Raw genomic sequence first — 16,791 nt, 5'->3', positions numbered from 1 at the left:
ATTTCATATAGTGTTATACTTATAGCATAAAGTTAATGGAAAGAAGGGAAAACCTTATGGGATTAGATCATTTCTTTGACAAAAACCTTGTGTTTTGCTTAGAAGCGGATAATCAAGAACATCTCTTTGATCAGGTTGCTACTTTATTGGAAGAACGAGAAATCGTGACTCCAACCTATCGTGAAGCCTTGATCACGCGTGAAAAGTCATTTCCAACTGGCCTAGATATGGAATTTTTGGGTAAGGATTTGCCGAATGTGGCTATTCCTCACACAGATATTGTTCATAATCTAGCTGAAAAAGTTGTGGTCGTTCGATTAGAAAAACCAGTGACTTTTCACAATATGATTGCGCCAGATAAGGAAGTAGAGGTATCCTTACTCTTCTTTATCATTAATAACTCAAGTTCAAGTCAAACGAACATTCTTGCTCAGTTGATGGACTTCTTTACTGGAAATAGTCATCTTGAAGACCTATCAAAAATTTCTGAACCAGAAGCCCTCTATGCTTATATTGCTGAAGCAATTGCTTAATCTTGTCTATTAAAAATATTAAATCGGAGGAAATCCATATGATTAAAATTCTTGCTGCCTGCGGTGCAGGTGTTAACTCAAGCCACCAAATTAAAAGTGCTCTTGAAGAAGAACTTTCAAACCGCGGTTTTGATGTTCACTGTGATGCAGTTATGGTAAAAGACGTTAACGAAGATCTTATCAAAGGTTATGACATCTTCACACCAATTGCTGCTACAGACCTTGGTTTTGACCCAGGTATTCCAGTTATCGAAGCTGGATCAATCTTATTCCGTATCCCAGCTATGAGTGCTCCAGTATTTGACAATATTGAAGCAGCTATCAAAGAACACGGATTAGGCTAATTTTAATTTGTTAACATTCATATAACATAAAAAGGGAGGAACTGTTATGGATGCAATCTTTGGCCTAATCAAAGACTTTTTCACACCCATCTTAGATATGGGTGGACCTGTCATCATGTTAATCATTTTGACATTATTGGCTCTACTTTTTGGAGTGAAATTCTCCAAAGCGCTTGAAGGTGGTATCAAACTTGCCATCGCTCTTACTGGTATCGGAGCTATCATCGGTATGCTAAATGGTGCTTTCTCAGCATCACTTGCAAAATTCGTTGAGAATACTGGTATCCAATTGAGTATCACTGACGTTGGTTGGGCACCACTTGCAACAATCACTTGGGGATCTGCTTGGACACTTTACTTCTTGCTTATCATGTTGATTGTCAACGTAGTGATGCTTGCTATGAAGAAAACTGATACACTTGATGTCGATATCTTCGATATCTGGCACTTGTCTATCACAGGTCTTTTGATTAAATGGTATGCAGACAACAACGGTGTGAGTCAAGGGGTTTCACTCTTGATTGCTACAGCAGCTATCGTACTTGTTGGTGTGTTGAAAATTATCAACTCTGACTTGATGAAACCTACATTTGATGACCTTCTTAACGCACCAAGTTCATCACCAATGACATCAACTCACATGAACTACATGATGAACCCAGTTATCATGGTTTTGGATAAGATTTTTGAAAAATTCTTCCCAGGTCTTGATAAATATGACTTTGATGCTGCTAAATTGAACAAAAAAATCGGTTTCTGGGGATCTAAATTCTTTATCGGTTTTATCCTTGGTATCGTTATCGGTATTATGGGAACTCCACATCCAATTGAAGGGGTTGCAGATGCAGATAAATGGCGTCTTGTTATCAAAGGATGGTTGTCTCTTGGTTTGACTGCCGGTGTATCTTTGGAACTCTTCTCACTTATCGGTTCATGGTTCATCGCAGCCGTAGAACCACTATCACAAGGTATTACAAACGTTGCTACTAAACGTCTTCAAGGACGTAAATTCAACATCGGTCTTGACTGGCCATTCATCGCTGGTCGTGCTGAAATCTGGGCTTGTGCCAACGTACTTGCACCAATCATGTTGATTGAAGCTGTGCTTCTTTCAAAAGTTGGAAATGGTATCTTGCCACTTGCAGGTATCATCGCTATGGGTGTTACTCCAGCTCTCTTGGTTGTAACACGTGGTAAATTGCTCCGTATGATTATTTTCGGAACACTCTTGTTGCCACTCTTCCTTCTTTCAGGTACACTTATCGCTCCATTTGCAACAGAACTTGCTAAAGGTGTAGGTGCCTTCCCAGAAGGTGTGAGCCAAACTCAATTGATTACTCACTCAACTCTTGAAGGACCAATCGAAAAACTTCTTGGTTGGACAATTGGTAACACTACAACAGGTGATATCAAAGCAATCCTTGGTGCTGTAGTCTTCCTTGTATTCTATATCGGTATCTTTGCTTGGTACAGAAAACAAATGATCAAACGTAACGAAGAGTACGCAGCAAAAGCAAAATAATGCGCTCCTATAAAATGTAAATTGTTGAAACTAGGTTGTCATACCATTAGGAGTGACAGCCTAGTTTTTTTTATAAACTATCAAGAAATCGGAGAAAATAATGGTAATTGAATTAAAATCAGAACAATTAAGAGTTGAATTTAACAGTTTTGGTGGGGCTCTTTCTTCTATAAAAGATGCCGAGGGAGTTGAGTATTTGTGGCAAGGAGATGCTACTTATTGGAGTGGACAAGCTCCTGTTCTCTTCCCCATTTGTGGTTCATTGAGAGAGGATACAGCACTTTATATAGATGATAATGGACAAGAAATCAAAGGAAAGATTCCTCGTCATGGTTTGGTTCGTAAGAAAGAATTTGAATTAGTTGAACAGACAGATAATAGTGTAACTTTTGCAATTGAAGACGATGAGAATAGCTATCAGAACTACCCTTATCATTTCCGCTTAGAAATCACTTATATCCTTACTGGAAAGACAGTACGGACTCAATACAAAATATTTAATAAAGAAATTAGCAAGGTCATGCCTTACTTTATTGGTGGACATCCAGGATTTAATTGTCCTCTGCTTGATGATGAAGTCTATGAAGATTATTATCTAGAGTTTGAAAAAGAAGAGACTTGCTCTGTTCCACGTCCTTTCCCAGAAACAGGTATGCTTGATTTTCAAGATAGAAGTCCATGGCTAGAAGGTCAAAAAGAATTAGACCTCAGCTATGATCTTTTCAGCACTGATGCAGTCACCTTAGATGAATTGCAATCTAGAACAATTGCCCTTCGTTCTCGTAAACATGATAAGGGATTGAAAGTTCGTTTTGCAGAGTTTCCAAACCTCATTATATGGTCAACTTTGAATAAAGGACCTTTCATTGCTTTTGAACCATGGTCTGGCTTGTCAACATCCCTTGAAGAAGGAGATCATCTAGAAGATAAGAAGAATGTTCGTCTCCTAGAACCTGCTCAAGTAGATCAAATTGGTTTTGATATCGAAATTTTTTAATTAAAAAAACACAAAAACAAACATTAATTGTTGACTTTTTTAAGAAATAGGAGTATATTATGTTTGTAAGCAACAAATGATGTTTGTCACAAACAAACAATCATTTGTTATATTCTCTTTCGTAGAGAAAGATTATTTCTAGGAAGCTGGTTTCCTAAACTTGAATAAGGTGTCATTCATCTCATTCAATCCAATTTGTCAATAAACTGCTAGAAAGCTTTTTGTAGGTAATACTCAATGAAAATTAAAGAGCAAACTAGGAAACTAGCCGCAGGCTGTACTTGAGTACGGCAAGGCGACGTTGACGCGGTTTGAATTTGATTTTCGAAGAGTATAAACTGCTAACTATAAAAGGTTTTATTAGCCTAGAAAAATAAAAGGAGTATACAATATGTCTATTGTTATCGGTGCAGATGCTGCAGGTTTGAGATTGAAAGAAGTTGTGAAAGACTTCTTGGAAAAAGAAAACTTCCACGTTGTGGATGTTACAGATGAAGGTCAAGACTTTGTTGATGTGACTCTTGCTGTTGCTGCAGAAGTAAACAAAAAAGAACAAAACCTTGGTATCGTGATTGATGCTTATGGAGCTGGTCCATTTATGGTTGCCACTAAGATCAAAGGAATGGTTGCTGCAGAAGTATCTGACGAACGTTCAGCTTATATGACTCGTGGTCACAACAACTCACGTATGATCACTATGGGTGCACAACTTGTTGGTGATGAATTGGCTAAAAACATCGCTAAAGGATTTGTTAACGGTAAATACGATGGTGGACGTCACCAAATTAGGGTCGACATGTTGAACAAAATGTGCTAATACTCTTCAAAAATCAAGATAATCTGTCGTCAGCTCACTTTAGCTAACCTCAGTTATGCTCGCAGCTCGCTTCCTAAGCTAATCTTGATTTTTCTTGAGTAGGGATAAATGATATTAGATTTATATAATTAATCGGAGGGAATAACTAATGAGAATTGCAATTGGATGTGACCACATCGTAACAGATGAAAAAATGGCGGTTTCAGAATTTTTGAAATCAAAAGGATATGAAGTTATTGACTTTGGTACATATGACCATACACGTACTCACTACCCAATCTTTGGTAAAAAAGTAGGGGAAGCTGTAACTAGTGGTCAAGCTGATCTTGGAGTATGTATCTGTGGTACTGGTGTTGGTATCAACAATGCTGTAAATAAAGTTCCAGGTGTCCGTTCTGCCTTGGTTCGTGATATGACAACAGCCCTTTATGCTAAAGAGCAATTGAACGCTAACGTTATCGGTTTTGGTGGTAAGATTACTGGTGAATTGCTCATGTGTGATATCATCGAAGCTTTCATCCATGCTGAATACAAACCATCTGAAGAAAACAAAAAATTGATTGCGAAAATTGAACACGTTGAAAGTCACAATGCTCAACAAACAGACGCAAACTTCTTCACTGAATTCCTTGAAAAATGGGATCGCGGAGAATACCACGACTAAGAGGTGACCTATGATTTTAACAGTCACAATGAACCCATCCATTGATATTTCCTATCCTTTGGATGAGTTGAAGATTGATACTGTCAATCGTGTGGTGGATGTAACCAAAACGGCTGGTGGTAAGGGACTCAATGTTACCCGAGTACTTTCAGAATTTGGGGATTCTGTTCTTGCTACTGGTTTAGTGGGTGGTAAACATGGTGAGTTTTTGGTTGAACATATCGATGATCAAGTAAAGAAAGATTTCTTCTCAATTCAGGGAGAAACTCGTAACTGTATCGCTATTCTTCACGGAGACAACCAAACAGAAGTTCTTGAAAAAGGTCCTGAAGTATTGGAACAGGAAGGTCAAGACTTTTTGGAACATTTCAAGAAACTCTTGGAGTCAGTTGAAGTAGTAGCTATCTCAGGTAGTCTGCCAGCTGGTCTTCCAGTTGATTACTATGCGAGCTTGGTAGAACTTGCTAATCAAGCTGGCAAGCCTGTTGTCTTGGACTGCTCTGGTGCAGCACTTCAGGCGGTTCTTGAATCACCACATAAACCAACAGTCATCAAACCAAATAATGAGGAATTGTCTCAACTTCTAGGAAGAGAAGTTTCTGAGGATTTGGATGAATTAAAAGAAGTTCTTCAAGAACCTTTGTTTGCAGGTATTGAATGGATTATCGTTTCACTTGGTGCCAACGGTGCCTTTGCCAAACATGGTGACACTTTCTACAAGGTAGATATTCCTAGAATTCAGGTGGTAAATCCTGTTGGATCTGGAGATTCTACTGTAGCAGGAATTTCTTCAGGACTTCTTCATAAAGAATCGGATGCAGAATTACTCATCAAGGCAAATGTCCTTGGTATGCTCAATGCTCAAGAAAAAATGACTGGTCATGTCAACATGGCCAACTATCAAGCTCTATATGATCAATTAATAGTAAAAGAGGTATAAAATGGCTTTAACAGAACAAAAACGTGCACGCTTAGAAAAACTTTCTGATGAAAATGGTATCATCTCAGCTCTTGCATTTGACCAACGTGGTGCTTTGAAACGCCTCATGGCTCAATACCAAACAGAAGAACCAACTGTAGCTCAAATGGAAGAACTTAAAGTTTTGGTAGCAGATGAATTGACTAAATACGCTTCATCTATGCTTCTTGACCCTGAGTATGGACTTCCAGCAACTAAAGCTCTTGATGAAAAAGCAGGTCTTCTTCTTGCTTATGAAAAAACAGGTTATGATACAACAAGTACAAAACGTTTGCCAGACTGCTTGGATGTTTGGTCTGCAAAACGTATCAAAGAAGAAGGTGCAGATGCAGTTAAATTCTTGCTTTACTATGACGTAGATAGCTCAGACGAACTCAACCAAGAAAAACAAGCTTATATCGAACGCATCGGTTCTGAGTGTGTGGCTGAAGATATCCCATTCTTCCTTGAAATCCTTGCTTACGATGAAAAAATTGCTGACGCTGGTTCTGTAGAATATGCGAAAGTAAAACCACACAAAGTTATTGGTGCTATGAAAGTCTTCTCAGACCCACGTTTCAACATTGATGTCTTGAAAGTAGAAGTTCCTGTTAACATTAAATATGTTGAAGGCTTCGCTGAAGGTGAAGTGGTTTATACACGTGAAGAAGCAGCAGCCTTCTTCAAAGCACAAGATGAAGCAACTAACTTGCCATACATCTACTTGAGTGCTGGTGTATCAGCTAAACTTTTCCAAGATACTCTTGTATTTGCCCATGAATCAGGTGCAAACTTCAATGGTGTTCTTTGTGGCCGTGCAACATGGGCTGGATCAGTTGAAGCTTACATCAAAGATGGTGAAGAAGCAGCACGTGAATGGCTTCGCACAACTGGATTTGAAAATATTGACGAACTCAACAAAGTTCTTCAAACAACAGCGACTTCATGGAAAGAACGCGTGTAAGCAAGTCCTCCTAGGTTAGGAACATGAATCTAAAAAAAATTTTAAAAAAAGTTTTATGTAAAGGTTTACAAAATAACTTACTTGTGCTATAATTAAATCACAAGTTAATACAAGGTGAGTGTTACTAAGTAATATTAGGCATGATCACAGGTGAATTAGAAATCGGCTGATTTTCTAGTTCATTTGTGGTCATTTTTTGTACTCATATACCTTTAAGATATAAAAGGAGGTTGACATGTATCGAATTCTAAATCCAATAAATCATAATGTTTCGCTTGTCAGGAATGATAAAGGAGAAGAAGTGATTGTAATTGGTAAGGGGATTGCATTTGGAAAGAAGAAGGGAGATTTGATTTCTGAACAGCAGGTTGAGAAAATCTTTCGGATGAAGACCGAAGAGTCCAGAGAAAACTTTATGGCTCTCCTCAAAGATGTTCCGCTTGATTTTATCACGGTGACTTATGAAATCATTGATAAGCTATCAAAGAAATATCATTATCCGATTCAAGAGTATCTCTACGTAACCTTGACAGATCATATTTACTGTTCTTACCAAGCTCTAGCACAAGGAAGGTACAAGGATAGTAATCTGCCAGATATTTCCACTAAGTATCCTGTCGCTTTTCAAATCGCAAATGAAGCATTTGAAATTTACCGCCAGAAGCTAGCAGATCATTTTCCTGAGGACGAAATTATTCGGATTGCTTATCATTTCATTAATGCCGAAGGTGAAAATGAAGTGGAACTTGTGGAGTCGATTGATAAGAGGAAAGAAATTCTCAGGAATGTTGAAGAAGTGCTAAAGGGTTATGAAATTCAACGAACCAAAGAGAATAATCATTTCTATGATCGTTTTATGATTCATTTGAATTATTTCTTGGATTATTTAGACAGATCTAGAGATGATAACCAATCACTTCTGGATATGGAAGACCACATCAAACGATCCTATCCAAAAGCGTTCGAGATTGGTTCCAAGATCTATGATGTGATTACGGAATATACGGGTCTTGATTTGTATAAAAGTGAACGAGTTTATCTAGTTCTACATATCCAACGTTTATTGTCATAAAAATTTATTTAAAACTATATAAGGAGAATTCTATCATGAATAGAGAAGAAGTAACATTGTTAGGTTTTGAAATCGTAGCCTATGCTGGCGATGCTCGTTCAAAACTATTGGAAGCCTTGAAAGCTGCTGAAGCTGGCGATTTTACAAAAGCCGATAACCTAGTTGAGGAAGCTGGCAGCTGTATCGCAGAGGCTCACCATGCTCAAACAAGTCTATTGACTAAGGAAGCTTCTGGTGAGGACTTAGCGTATAGTGTGACCATGATGCATGGCCAAGACCACTTGATGACAACTGTCTTGTTAAAAGATTTGATGCACCACTTAATCGAACTTTATAAGAGAGGAGTTAAATAATGAATAAACTAATTGCATTTATTGAGAAAGGAAAACCTTTCTTTGAGAAACTATCTCGTAATATCTATCTTCGTGCTATTCGTGATGGTTTCATTGCAGGTATGCCTGTTATTCTCTTCTCAAGTATCTTTATCTTAATCGCCTTTGTACCAAACTCATGGGGCTTTAAATGGTCTGATGAAGTTGTAGCATTTCTGATGAAACCTTATAGCTATTCTATGGGTATTCTGGCTCTCTTGGTAGCTGGTACAACAGCTAAGTCATTGACCGACTCAGTAAACCGTAGCATGGAGAAAACCAATCAAATCAACTATATGTCAACACTGTTAGCAGCTATTGTTGGTTTGTTGATGTTGGCAGCTGATCCTATCGAAAATGGTCTTGCTACTGGATTCTTGGGGACAAAAGGTTTGCTTTCAGCCTTCCTTGCTGCCTTTGTTACTGTAGCAATCTATAAGGTTTGTGTTAAGAACAACGTCACTATTCGTATGCCTGACGAAGTTCCACCAAATATCTCACAAGTCTTTAAAGATGTGATTCCATTCACTCTCTCAGTTGTTTCACTTTATGCTCTTGATTTACTAGCTCGTCATTTTGTTGGTGCAAGCGTAGCAGAATCAATCGGTAAATTCTTTGCACCATTATTCTCTGCTGCTGATGGTTATCTAGGTATTACGATTATCTTTGGTGCATTTGCCTTCTTCTGGTTTGTTGGTATCCATGGTCCATCTATTGTTGAACCTGCTATCGCAGCAATTACCTATGCCAATGCCGAAGTCAACTTGAACCTTCTCCAACAAGGTATGCACGCTGACAAGATTCTTACTTCTGGTACACAAATGTTTATCGTTACCATGGGTGGTACTGGTGCGACACTGGTTGTTCCATTCATGTTCATGTGGTTAACAAAATCTAAACGTAACCGTGCAATCGGTCGTGCTTCAGTAGTTCCAACATTCTTTGGTGTAAATGAACCAATCTTGTTTGGTGCACCACTTGTATTAAACCCAATCTTCTTCATTCCATTTATCTTTGCTCCAATCGCAAACGTTTGGATATTCAAATTCTTTATTGAAACACTTGGAATGAACTCATTTACTGCTAATCTACCATGGACAACTCCAGCTCCACTAGGTCTAGTTCTTGGTACGAACTTCCAAGTTCTATCATTCATTCTTGCTGCTCTTTTAATCGTGGTTGACGTAGTCATTTACTATCCATTCCTTAAAGTCTATGATGAACAAATTCTTGAAGAAGAGCGTTCAGGTAAATCTAATGATGAATTGAAAGAAAAAGTTGCTGCAAACTTCAACACTGCAAAAGCGGATGCTATTCTTGAAAAAGCGGGTGTCGATGCAGCACAAAATATCATCACTGAAGAAACAAATGTCCTCGTTCTCTGTGCAGGTGGAGGGACAAGTGGACTTCTTGCAAATGCTTTGAATAAGGCAGCAGCAGAGTACAATGTTCCTGTGAAAGCAGCAGCAGGTGGTTATGGTGCTCACCGTGAAATGTTGCCAGAGTTTGATCTTGTTATCCTTGCTCCTCAAGTTGCTTCAAACTTTGAAGACATGAAAGCAGAAACCGATAAAGTCGGTATTAAACTTGCGAAAACAGAAGGCGCTCAATACATCAAATTAACTCGTGATGGAAAAGGTGCTCTAGCATTTGTACAAGCTCAATTCGATTAACGATAGGGACTATGAAATAGTCTCCTATCCTTACGGAAATCGCTATGGCGAATTTCCTAATCGCCTTATTAATTCGTCGGTAAAAAGATATCGTTTTTACCTCCTCATGTCACAATTCGATTAACGATAGGGACTCTGAAATAGTCTCCTATCGTTACGGAAATTGCTATGTCGAATTTCCTAATCGACTTATTAATTCGTCGGTAAAAAGATATCGTTTTTACTTCCTCATGTCACAATTCGGTGACTTGGTACAAGAAGTGAGATGGAGAAGGATGGCTCACTGACTCCTCTCCTCTCACTTTTACTTTATTTAAATCAAGAAATAGGTGAAAAAAATGACAAAAACATTACCAAAAGACTTTATTTTCGGTGGCGCAACAGCTGCCTATCAAGCAGAAGGCGCTACGCATACTGATGGTAAAGGACCAGTAGCGTGGGATAAATATCTTGAAGATAACTACTGGTACACTGCAGAGCCAGCCAGTGATTTTTACAATCGATATCCAGTTGACCTCAAGCTAGCAGAAGAGTATGGTGTCAATGGTATTCGAATTTCTATTGCTTGGTCACGTATTTTCCCGACTGGTTACGGCCAAGTAAATGCTAAAGGGGTCGAGTTTTATCATAATCTATTTGCAGAGTGTCACAAACGTCACGTTGAGCCTTTTGTAACTCTTCATCACTTTGATACGCCAGAAGCTCTACATTCAAATGGAGACTTCTTAAACCGTGAAAATATCGAACACTTTGTAGACTACGCTGCCCTCTGTTTTGAAGAATTCCCAGAAGTAAACTATTGGACAACCTTTAATGAAATTGGGCCAATCGGTGATGGTCAATACTTAGTTGGGAAATTCCCTCCAGGTATTCAGTACGACCTTGCCAAAGTATTCCAATCGCACCACAATATGATGGTATCTCATGCACGTGCTGTAAAGCTATATAAAGAAAAAGGTTATAAAGGTGAAATTGGTGTTGTTCATGCCCTGCCTACTAAATATCCTCTAGATCCTGAAAATCCAGCAGATGTTCGCGCTGCTGAGTTAGAAGATATCATTCACAACAAATTTATCTTGGATGCAACTTATCTGGGTCACTACTCTGAAAAGACCCTGGCAGGGGTAGAGGCTATCTTAGCTGCCAATGGTGGAAAGCTTGACTTGCGTGACGAAGATTTCGAAGTATTAGAAGCTGCAAAAGACTTGAACGACTTCCTTGGAATCAATTACTATATGAGTGACTGGATGGAAGCATTTGATGGAGAAACTGAAATTATCCATAATGGTAAGGGTGAGAAAGGAAGCTCTAAATACCAAATCAAAGGTGTTGGTCGTCGTGTAGCTCCGGATTATGTGCCACGTACAGACTGGGATTGGATTATCTATCCTCAAGGTTTGTATGATCAAATCATGCGAGTGAAGAAAGATTATCCTAACTACAAGAAAATCTACATCACTGAAAATGGACTTGGTTATAAAGATGAGTTCGTCGATAACACTGTTTACGACGATGGCCGTATTGATTATGTGAAGCAACACTTGGAAGTTTTGTCTGATGCGATTGCAGATGGAGCGAATGTAAAGGGTTACTTCATTTGGTCATTAATGGATGTCTTCTCATGGTCAAATGGGTATGAGAAACGTTACGGTCTCTTCTATGTAGACTTTGAAACTCAAGAACGTTATCCTAAGAAATCAGCTCACTGGTACAAGAAAGTAGCAGAAAGTCAGATTATAGACTAGTAGAATTAGTAATTAGATATAGAATTCTAGTGAGGCAAAAGATGTTCAAAGATTTTATCCAATCAATTTATGAAAAAGTTTATATTATCAATTTTGATAAATGTTCTCAAATACCTTGTTTAACTAATGAGGAGCTGAAAAATCTTGGGAAATGGTATGTCTCTACCGGTAAAGAATGAATTTGCCATTCAGACTATGAGCTGGAAGAATTTAAAAATATCTTTTTAAATTTTATCAGTCCTGAAGAACGGGATAATATCTCCTTTGATTCAGATTTTATGCCGTTTCAACAATCATAAAGAATCTAGGAAACTCTTTGTAAAAATCTTCATCAAAAAATGCGTCATATCAAGATTCTTATTTTCTTGATATGACGCATTTTAAATTTTATCAATCCTCAGTTTTATGGTTTAGAAAGAATAATTTTTGTTTGTTTTGAAAGTTGTTCGAACGTTTCTTTGCTCAGTTTAGAATCTGAAACGATGGTATCAATATCTGAGATATTGTAGAAGGTGTAAAAATCAAACTTATTGAACTTACTATTATCAGCTAGTAAGTATTTTTTATTGGAATTATTGAGGGCGATGCGTTGGGATTCACCTTCCTCTTCACTAAAGGTCGCAATCGCATTGTCCTTGATACCATTACAGCTCACGAAAGCTTTAGAAAATTGTAGGTTAGCTAAGTTTTGCAAGGTTAGTGTTCCTACAAAGGCTCCAGTGATAGATCGATAGTTTCCACCAATTAAAATCAAATCTGTTAGTTTTCGTTCGTTTAGGATGAGAAAAACTGGTAAACTGTTTGTTACAACACGAATATTATCGATTGGAAGTTCACGGGCAAAAGATTCTAAGGTGGTACCAGGGCCGATAAAAATAGTTTCACCCTCATCAATTAAATGGCCTGCAAAACGGCTGATTTCTTGTTTTTCTGCGATTTGTAAGCTTTGTTTTTCAATATTGGAACGTTCATTATTTAAAATGGAGCCTGTACGAATTTTTTCAGCTCCTCCATGCACACGAACAAGTAAATCCTTGTCAGCTAACTCTTGTAAGTAGCGTCTAGCAGTCATATCTGACACATCCAGGCGACTCATGATTTCTTTTACAGTAATAGTTCCCTTTGTATTTACCGTTTCTAGAATATTATCTAGTTTTTCCTGCTTTAGCATCGTTATCACCTCTATTTCTATTACTATTTTATCATAAAGTATTCAATCAATCAATTTAAAAAACAAAAGAAAACAAAAACAAAAACATCATGGTTGTTTTAAACAAACCATGATGTTTTTTATCACTCATAAAATAGATGACCTTAGTCCAAACCGTAGTTGTAGTCATCGTCTTGCATGGCTTCAACTTCGCCAAGAAGATAACCATTTCCGACTTGAGAGAAGAAGTCGTGGTTAGATGTTCCTGTTGAAATACCGTTCATAACGATTGGGTTGACATCATCTGCTGAGTCTGGGAAGAGTGGATCTTGTCCCAAGTTCATGAGTGCCTTGTTGGCATTGTAGCGAAGGAAGGTTTTGACTTCTTCCGTCCAACCAACACCGTCATAGAGGCTTTCTGTATAACCTTCTTCGTTCTCGTAGAGAGTATAGAGCAGGTCGTACATCCATTCTTTGAGTTTTTCTTGCTCTTCTTCAGGTAATTCATTGAAACCAAGTTGGAATTTATATCCGATGTAGGTTCCGTGAACAGATTCATCACGAATGATCAATTTAATAATTTCCGCAACATTGGCTAGTTTGTTGTTACCAAGATAGTAGAGGGGAGTGAAGAAACCTGAGTAGAAGAGGAAGGTTTCAAGGAAGACGCTGGCAACTTTCTTTTCAAGTGGGCTACCGTTTAGGTAGATTTCGTTGACAATCTCAGCCTTCTTTTGTAGGTAAGGATTGGTATTGGTCCATTCGAAAATTTCTTCAATCTCAGCTTTGGTATTCAAGGTAGAAAAGATTGATGAGTAAGATTTAGCGTGAACAGATTCCATAAATTGGATGTTATTGAAAACAGCTTCCTCATGTGGTGTACGGATGTCCGCGCGAAGGGCTTGAACCCCAGTTTCAGATTGCATAGTGTCGAGAAGTGTTAAACCACCAAAGACTTTTCCTACCAAGTCTTTTTCTACATTTGATAGCTTTCTCCAGTCATCCAAGTCATTTGACAAGGGAATACGTGTATCGAGCCAGAATTGCTCCGTCAGTTTTTCCCAAGTTGATTTGTCGATGACATCTTCGATGGCATTCCAGTTAATGGCTTTGTAGTAAGTTTCCATTTTGAAATCTCTTTCTGTGTTTAGTATTGCGAACTCACAATTACTTCTATTTTATCATAATTCTAGAGGAGTATCGCACAAAAAGTCGGAAGCCCGACTTTTTGTTATTTCATAGTATAGATGCTTATTCTAGTTTAGCAGGGTGAATGAATCACTTATCTGAGAAAATGTAGTTCCCTCAAGCAAAGATTAAATCACACAGCTTTCACATTGGTTGGCACCGACTTCTCCACCATCATCTGTAAAGGTACGGACGTAGTAGATAGACTTGATTCCCTTGTTAAAGGCATAGTTACGAAGGATAGACAAGTCACGTGTCGTTTGTTTGTTTTCTTTCTTCCATTCGTAAAGTCCTTTTGGAATGTCACTACGCATGAAGAGTGTGAGTGAAAGTCCTTGGTCCACGTGCTCAGTTGCGGCAGCATAGACATCAATCACCTTACGCATATCCATGTCGTAAGCAGAAGTGTAGTAAGGAATGGTTTCTGTTGACAATCCAGCAGCAGGATAGTAGATTTTACCGATTTTCTTTTCTTGACGCTCTTCGATACGTTGCGTAATCGGGTGGATAGAAGCAGAAACGTCATTGATGTAACTGATCGAACCATTTGGAGCAACAGCTAGACGGTTTTGGTGGTAAAGTCCATCTGCTTGAACCTTGTCGCGAAGTTCAGCCCAGTCAGCAGCACTTGGGATAAAGACATCTTTGAAGAGTTCTTTAACACGGTCTGATTTTGGGATAAACTCGCCTGTAATATACTTGTCAAAGTAGTTTCCGTTAGCATAGTCTGATTTTTCAAAGTTGTGGAAGGTGATACCACGTTCACGCGCGATATTGTTTGATTCCACCAAGGTCCAGTAGTTCATAAGCATGAAGTAGATGCTTGTAAATTCAACAGACTCAGGCGATCCATATTCAATCAATTGTTGGGCAAGGTAGCTGTGAAGTCCCATAGCACCAAGACCGAAGGTGTGGGCTTGGCTATTTCCATGGTCAATAGTTGGTACAGCTACGATATGTGAACTATCTGTAACGAAAGTAAGAGCACGAACCATAGCACGGATAGAACGACCAAAGTCAGGTGAGGCCATCATGTTGACCACGTTGGTTGAACCAAGGTTACATGAAACGTCTGTTCCCATTTGAAGGAATTCTTGAGCATCGTTGATTAAGCTTGGTTCTTGGACTTGAAGAATCTCAGAACACAAGTTACTCATGATAATCTTTCCATCAACAGGATTTGCACGGTTAGCCGTATCAATGTTGACTACATAAGGGTAGCCAGATTCTTGTTGCAATTTAGAAATTTCAGTTTCCAAATCACGCGCCTTGATTTTTGTCTTACGAATGTTTGGATTTTCGACCAATTCATCGTATTTTTCAGTGATATCAATGTAGTTGAAAGGTACACCATACTCTTTTTCGACAGAATATGGGCTGAAGAGGTACATTTCTTCATTTTTACGTGCTAATTCGTAGAATTTATTGGGCACCACAACACCAAGTGAAAGAGTCTTTACACGAACTTTTTCATCGGCATTTTCTTTCTTAGTGGAAAGGAAGGCGATAATATCTGGGTGGAAGACGTTGAGGTAAACAACACCAGCACCTTGGCGTTGACCCAATTGGTTTGAGTAAGAGAAGCTATCTTCGAAAAGCTTCATAACTGGAACGACGCCAGAAGCTGCTCCTTCATATCCTTTAATAGGAGCACCAGCTTCACGAAGGTTGCTGAGAGTAATTCCCACACCACCACCGATACGTGAAAGTTGAAGGGCAGAGTTGATAGAACGTCCAATAGAGTTCATGTCATCAGTTACTTGAATCAAGAAACAAGATACCAATTCACCACGACGAGCACGTCCAGCATTCAAGAAGGAAGGAGTAGCAGGTTGGTAGCGTTGGTGGATGATTTCATTGGCAATATCGATTGCAATAGCTTCATCCCCATCAGCGAAATAAAGGGCGTTAAAGAAGACGCGGTCTTCCATACTTTCAAGATAATATTCACCGTCGTTTGTCTTCAAGGCATATTGATTGTAAAATTTATAAGCTGCCATGAAAGACTTGAATTGGAAATTTTGATCTTTGATAAATTGCGACAATTCTTCCAAAAATTCTGGACGGTATTTCTTGATAAAGGCTGTTTCGATGTAGTTGTGTTCAATGAGGTAGTTGATTTTATCCTTGATTGAATCAAAAACCATAGTATTTGGAACTACATTTTCTTTAAAGAAAGCATCCAAGGCTTCCTTATCTTTATGAAGCATGATTTGTCCATTGACAGGACGGTTGATTTCGTTATTGAGACGGAAGTAAGTCACGTCCTCAAGATGTTTTAATCCCATAAAATTTCCCTTATCTAATTACAAAAGAAAGGCTTCTAAGTTAGCCCTAGAAGCAGTTTCTTCTGGATGATGTACTAAGATTATGCTAATTGTTTCAGTTTTCCTGGTTGGAAACCTGAAAAGACTTCAGTTGGTGTTTGGATAACAGGAGCTGCGCTGAAACCGAGCTCTTTAACTTGATCGATGTACTCTGGTTGCTCGTCGAGATTGATCTCACGATAAGCGACATTGTTGCTGTCCAAGAAACGTTTGGTCATCTTACATTGGACACAGTTGTTTTTAGAATAAACGGTTACCATTTTCGTAACTCCTCTTTCAAAATAGATTACTTTCTTAGTATATCAGAAAATAAATTTTTGTCAATGATTTAAAACTAAATATAGTGGTCTATTTTTCTACATAACCTAGCAAAACACAATATGTAGTGTTTGTTTTGTAAAATAGTGATAATTATCCTATAAGTTGTTTTTTGAAAAACTATATCCTGTGTTTTGTTATCTAGAAT

The 16,791-nt window shown here is 38.3% G+C and carries 16 protein-coding genes and 1 pseudogene; 13 read left to right on the top strand and 4 right to left on the bottom strand.

The window, feature by feature from the left end; genetic code table 11:
- The first annotated feature begins 56 nt into the window (after nt 1-56).
- The 13 genes and pseudogenes from M1G12_RS01600 (at nt 57) to M1G12_RS01540 (ending at nt 11,959) form a co-directional block, all read left to right on the top strand.
- Nucleotides 57-533, top strand: a complete 477-nt coding sequence (locus M1G12_RS01600; RefSeq protein ID WP_000521976.1) for a PTS sugar transporter subunit IIA — start codon at nt 57-59, stop codon at nt 531-533.
- Between the two features lie 38 nt (nt 534-571).
- Entirely contained in the window at nt 572-877 is a 306-nt protein-coding gene (locus M1G12_RS01595) for a PTS sugar transporter subunit IIB (RefSeq protein ID WP_247949289.1), read from the top strand.
- Nucleotides 878-923: 46 nt separating this feature from the next.
- Nucleotides 924-2,399 (top strand): PTS galactitol transporter subunit IIC, encoded by a 1,476-nt coding sequence (locus M1G12_RS01590; RefSeq protein ID WP_247949288.1) that lies wholly within the window; start codon nt 924-926, stop codon nt 2,397-2,399.
- 100 nt (nt 2,400-2,499) lie between these two features.
- The gene (locus tag M1G12_RS01585; protein WP_247949287.1) at nt 2,500-3,396 is read left to right on the top strand and encodes an aldose 1-epimerase family protein; all 897 of its coding nucleotides are present in this window, start codon (nt 2,500-2,502) and stop codon (nt 3,394-3,396) included.
- Between the two features lie 391 nt (nt 3,397-3,787).
- Complete coding sequence (gene lacA, locus M1G12_RS01580; RefSeq protein ID WP_247949286.1) at nt 3,788-4,213, top strand: galactose-6-phosphate isomerase subunit LacA; 426 nt, start codon at nt 3,788-3,790, stop codon at nt 4,211-4,213.
- Between the two features lie 148 nt (nt 4,214-4,361).
- Entirely contained in the window at nt 4,362-4,877 is a 516-nt protein-coding gene (gene lacB / locus M1G12_RS01575; RefSeq protein ID WP_001216913.1) for a galactose-6-phosphate isomerase subunit LacB, read from the top strand.
- A gap of 10 nt (nt 4,878-4,887) precedes the next feature.
- Entirely contained in the window at nt 4,888-5,817 is a 930-nt protein-coding gene (locus M1G12_RS01570; protein ID WP_247949285.1) for a tagatose-6-phosphate kinase, read from the top strand.
- A 1-nt stretch (nt 5,818) separates the two neighbouring features.
- Nucleotides 5,819-6,799, top strand: coding sequence for a tagatose-bisphosphate aldolase (gene lacD, locus M1G12_RS01565; RefSeq protein WP_247949284.1), 981 nt, complete (start codon nt 5,819-5,821; stop codon nt 6,797-6,799).
- A gap of 235 nt (nt 6,800-7,034) precedes the next feature.
- On the top strand, nt 7,035-7,871 hold the full coding sequence (locus M1G12_RS01560; RefSeq protein WP_125443560.1) for a PRD domain-containing protein: 837 nt from the start codon (nt 7,035-7,037) through the stop codon (nt 7,869-7,871).
- 35 nt (nt 7,872-7,906) lie between these two features.
- Nucleotides 7,907-8,224 (top strand): PTS lactose/cellobiose transporter subunit IIA, encoded by a 318-nt coding sequence (locus M1G12_RS01555; RefSeq protein ID WP_049543586.1) that lies wholly within the window; start codon nt 7,907-7,909, stop codon nt 8,222-8,224.
- Entirely contained in the window at nt 8,224-9,915 is a 1,692-nt protein-coding gene (locus M1G12_RS01550; RefSeq protein WP_247949283.1) for a lactose-specific PTS transporter subunit EIIC, read from the top strand. The genes M1G12_RS01555 and M1G12_RS01550 overlap by 1 nt, the downstream gene beginning before the upstream one ends.
- A gap of 338 nt (nt 9,916-10,253) precedes the next feature.
- On the top strand, nt 10,254-11,660 hold the full coding sequence (gene lacG / locus M1G12_RS01545) for a 6-phospho-beta-galactosidase (protein WP_247949282.1): 1,407 nt from the start codon (nt 10,254-10,256) through the stop codon (nt 11,658-11,660).
- A 41-nt stretch (nt 11,661-11,701) separates the two neighbouring features.
- Nucleotides 11,702-11,959: pseudogene (locus M1G12_RS01540) on the top strand (DUF3884 family protein).
- A 104-nt stretch (nt 11,960-12,063) separates the two neighbouring features.
- Here the strand turns inward: M1G12_RS01540 and M1G12_RS01535 are convergent.
- The 4 genes from M1G12_RS01535 to nrdH all read right to left on the bottom strand — a co-directional run bounded on the left by M1G12_RS01535 (nt 12,064) and on the right by nrdH (nt 16,585).
- Nucleotides 12,064-12,831 carry a DeoR/GlpR family DNA-binding transcription regulator gene (locus tag M1G12_RS01535; protein WP_247949281.1) on the bottom strand — a complete coding sequence of 256 codons (768 nt, stop codon included), beginning with the start codon at nt 12,829-12,831 and terminating at the stop codon, nt 12,064-12,066.
- A 143-nt stretch (nt 12,832-12,974) separates the two neighbouring features.
- Nucleotides 12,975-13,937 carry a class 1b ribonucleoside-diphosphate reductase subunit beta gene (gene nrdF / locus M1G12_RS01530; protein ID WP_000451386.1) on the bottom strand — a complete coding sequence of 321 codons (963 nt, stop codon included), beginning with the start codon at nt 13,935-13,937 and terminating at the stop codon, nt 12,975-12,977.
- Nucleotides 13,938-14,126: 189 nt separating this feature from the next.
- Nucleotides 14,127-16,286, bottom strand: coding sequence for a class 1b ribonucleoside-diphosphate reductase subunit alpha (gene nrdE / locus M1G12_RS01525; RefSeq protein ID WP_247949280.1), 2,160 nt, complete (start codon nt 16,284-16,286; stop codon nt 14,127-14,129).
- 80 nt (nt 16,287-16,366) lie between these two features.
- Entirely contained in the window at nt 16,367-16,585 is a 219-nt protein-coding gene (nrdH, locus tag M1G12_RS01520; RefSeq protein WP_000259240.1) for a glutaredoxin-like protein NrdH, read from the bottom strand.
- Between the last annotated feature and the right edge of the window lie 206 nt (nt 16,586-16,791).

It is taken from the genome of Streptococcus mitis (assembly GCF_023110375.1).
Classification (GTDB): Bacteria; Bacillota; Bacilli; order Lactobacillales; family Streptococcaceae; genus Streptococcus; species Streptococcus mitis_CI.
Note: the sequence above shows the minus strand (reverse complement) of the source record. Positions and strands in the feature narration are given on the sequence as shown.